The 3,537-nt window shown below is 72.5% G+C and carries 3 protein-coding genes; 2 read left to right on the top strand and 1 reads right to left on the bottom strand.

From position 1 onward, the window contains the following. Positions 1 to 132: 132 nt before the first annotated feature. Positions 133 to 423, bottom strand: a complete 291-nt coding sequence (locus tag G6R25_RS22565; protein WP_163554488.1) for a hypothetical protein — start codon at positions 421 to 423, stop codon at positions 133 to 135. Between the two features lie 243 nt (positions 424 to 666). Between G6R25_RS22565 and G6R25_RS22560 the strand changes: the two genes are divergently transcribed. Together G6R25_RS22560 and G6R25_RS22555 are read left to right on the top strand one after the other, a co-directional pair. Continuing rightward, a complete protein-coding gene (locus tag G6R25_RS22560) occupies positions 667 to 2,697 on the top strand; it encodes a thioredoxin domain-containing protein (protein WP_163554487.1) in 2,031 nt (676 codons plus the stop codon). A gap of 161 nt (positions 2,698 to 2,858) precedes the next feature. Continuing rightward, on the top strand, positions 2,859 to 3,488 hold the full coding sequence (locus G6R25_RS22555) for a hypothetical protein (protein WP_163554486.1): 630 nt from the start codon (positions 2,859 to 2,861) through the stop codon (positions 3,486 to 3,488). The last annotated feature ends 49 nt before the right edge of the window (positions 3,489 to 3,537 follow it).

The raw sequence follows: 3,537 nt of genomic DNA, 5'->3' as shown, positions 1-3,537 counted from the left end.
CCGCGGAACCGGAACCGGAACCGGGACTGGAACCGGGCAGAATCCACTCCAGTCCGACCCGGTGAATTAAAGATTAATAGCTGGCTTTAGTTTTGTGCACTGACGTGGCGTGAAAATAAAACCTATGTGTAGTTAAGTGGCTTCGAAGAGCCTCAGGGTCAGATCGTTCAGGGCTGAGTGGGACTGCTCGGCACCACCAAAACGATCTGTGAGGTCCGTGACGCTGCCCATGGTGACAAGCGGCGCAACGCGCAGGGCCTGCGCACTGAGCTCGGTCGACCCATGGTGCTCGAACTTGTCCAGCGGCGCGTCGAGCACCTGCTGTGCCTCCGGGGCGAACGCGGCGAAGACCGAAGACGCAGCTGGGGACACCTGCCAGTGGACCTGCGGCAACAGGGCGCTGCGCGGCTCCTGGCCGCCCACGGCAGTGGGCCGTCCCGAGTCCGGTTGGAGCCGCGGAGTCATTCATCCGACACGCCAGAGACCGACAGAGACCAGGCAGGGACCGGCAGGGTGTGCCCGGTCGGAGGTGCCGAGAACCACAGATGACGCGGCGCGGGCGCGGTGACGGACTACCTGGGGCATGCCTTTGGTTGCATACGAGAGGCATCGCGATCGTCCAGGCGTCGGCGACGCCGTCTGACATGCAACCCTAGGAGTAGTCCCGTGCCGAACAAGCTGGCGGAGCAGACGTCTCCGTACCTGCTCCAGCATGCGGACAACCCCGTCGACTGGTGGCCCTGGTGCCCGGAGGCGTTCGCGGAGGCGGCCCGCCGCGGGGTGCCCGTGCTGCTCTCGGTGGGATACGCATCCTGCCACTGGTGCCACGTCATGGCCCACGAGTCGTTCGAGGACGTGGTCACCGCCGCCTACATGAACGACCACTTCGTCAACATCAAGGTGGATCGGGAGGAGCGGCCCGACGTCGACTCCGTCTACATGGACGTCACGGTCGCCCTGACCGGTCACGGCGGCTGGCCGATGACGGTCTTCCTCACCCCGACCGCCGAGCCGTTCTTCGCCGGCACCTACTTCCCGCCCCGGCCCCGGCCGGGCATGGGTTCGTTCCGCCAGGTCATGGAGGCCGTCGTCGCCGCCTGGCAGACCAGGCGGGCGGAGATCGAGGAGTCAGGGGCCGACATCGCCCGCCGGCTGGCCGAGGCGGCGGCGCGCGGCCCGGTCGCCGGGCTCGCCTCGCGCCCCACGTCCGGCGTCGCCGACGAGCTGACCCCGCAGCTGCTGGACACCGCCGTCGCGGGGCTGTCCGCCCGGTTCGACGCGCGCCACGGCGGCTTCGGCGGGGCGCCGAAGTTCCCCCCGTCCATGGTCGCGGAGATGCTGCTGCGCCACGCCGCCCGCACCGACGACGCCCAGAGCCTGCAGATGGTGGCGTTCACCTGCGAGCGGATGGCCCGCGGCGGCATGTACGACCAGCTTGCCGGCGGCTTCGCCCGCTACAGCGTCGATGCGACGTGGACCGTCCCGCACTTCGAGAAGATGCTCTACGACAATGCCCAGCTGCTACGGGTGTACCTGCACCTGTGGCGTGCCACCGGCGCGCCGCTGGCCGAACGGGTGGTCCGGGAGACCGCGGCGTTCCTGCTCGCCGCCCTGCGGACCCCGCAGGGCGGGTTCGCCTCGGCGCTCGACGCGGATGCGGTCCCGGCGGGTGTTCCGGCGGCCCACGCGCAGCCCGAGGAGGGCGCGAGCTACTCGTGGACGCCCGCCGGCCTGCGTGCTGTCCTCGGCGCGGAGGACGGCGGCTGGGCGGCGGAGATCTTCGGCGTCACCGCCGAGGGCACGTTCGAGCACGGGACGTCCGTGCTGCAGCTTCCGGCGGATCCGCCCGACGCGGCCCGCTGGGCGGGGGTGCGGGCCGCCCTCGCCGCCGCCCGGGCCACCCGTCCGCAGCCCGCCCGGGACGACAAGGTGGTCGCCGCGTGGAACGGGCTGGCGATCGCCGCGTTCGCCGAGGCCGGCGCGCTGCTTGACGAGCCGGCCTGGATCAGCGCCGCGGAGGACGCCGCCGTGCTGCTGCGCGACGTCCATCTGGTGGCCGGCCGGCTGCGCCGCACCAGCCGGGACGGCCGGGTCGGGACGAACGTCGGCGTGCTGGAGGACTACGGCGACGTCGCCGAGGGGCTGCTCACCCTGCACCAGGTCACCGGTGACCCGGAGTGGCTGACCCTGGCCGGCGAGCTGCTCGACGTGGTCCGGGCCCGGTTCGCGGCGCCGGACGGCGGCTTCTTCGACACCGCGGACGACGCCGAGGCGCTGCTGCGCCGCCCCCGCGACGACTCGGACTCGGCGACGCCGTCGGGCCAGGCGGCGGTGGCGGGCGCCCTGCTCACCTATGCGGCCCTGACCGCCTCCGCCGAGCACCGGAGCACCGCCGAGGAGACCGTGACCCGGTTCGCGCCGCTGCTGTCCCGCGACGCCCGGTTCGCCGGCTGGGCCGGGGCGGTTGCGGAGGCCCTGCTCGCCGGGCCGGCCGAGGTCGCCGTCGTGGACAGCCCGGCCCTGGAACGGCTCGCCCGGCTGGGTACCGCGCCGGGCGCCGTCGTGGTCACCAGCGGGCCGTTGGTCGCCGGGCGGGGGGCCCCGGGGGTGTACGTCTGTCGGGACTTCGTCTGCGAGCTTCCCGTGCACTCCGCCGAGGAGGTCCGGCGTCAGCTCGGCGTGAAGATTGCTACCTGAGGGCGAGAGCACTTTCATTCGTGACCCGGTAAGCGTGTAATCGTCGGCGGGTGCGCCGCCGGGGTGTGTATGCGCGCATCCCGGCGGGGCCACGGCTCCGGAACCAGTCGGCAGGTCGGGCCCGCCCGCGGGTTCGGCCGGGGGACCTGAGGAGACTCGTCATGTCCGGTCCGCGTGGGCGTGGTTACGGCAGGCCGGGGGACCGGGCGGAGAAGGCCCTGTCGGCGCAGGACGCGCCGGACTGGTTCGCGGCGCACGTCCCCGCCGGCTGGTTCACCGGCCCGCCGGCCGTGGTCGTCGACCGGGACGAGATTACCGTCGTCGGAGAGATACCCGCCGAAGATCCCCCCCGCTCCGAAGATCCCCCCCGCTCCGAGGGCGCGCCCCGCTCCGAGGGTGCGCCTCACTCCGAGGGGGTGGCGTTGTCGGCCGGGCGTGACCTGGACGCCGCCGCCCGGATCCGCTGGTTCCGCGAGCGCACCCGCGACGAGCGGATCGCCATCGCCGCCGAGGCCGAGCGGCGCTACGGACGCAAGGTCGCGTGGGGGGCGACCGCTGGTACGGCCAGCGAGCTGTTCACCGTGTTGTCCGTGCCGGTGATGACGCGCCTGCGCCAGCCGGAGCGTCAGGTGCTGGACACGCTCGTCGAATCCGGCGTGGCGCGCAGCCGCAGCGAGGCGCTGGCCTGGTGCGTGCGGCTGGTCGGGGACAACTCTGACACCTGGCTGCGCCAGCTTCGCGAGGCCCTCGAACAGGTCGAGAAGATCCGTTCCGAGGGCCCCGGAAACTGACGTGTTCGCCGCCGAGGCTGAGGACCATGCTGAGGACCTAGGCGGGCGG

This window comes from Candidatus Frankia alpina, from assembly GCF_902806485.1.
GTDB lineage: Bacteria > Actinomycetota > Actinomycetes > Frankiales > Frankiaceae > Frankia > Frankia alpina.
Note: the sequence above shows the minus strand (reverse complement) of the source record. Positions and strands in the feature narration are given on the sequence as shown.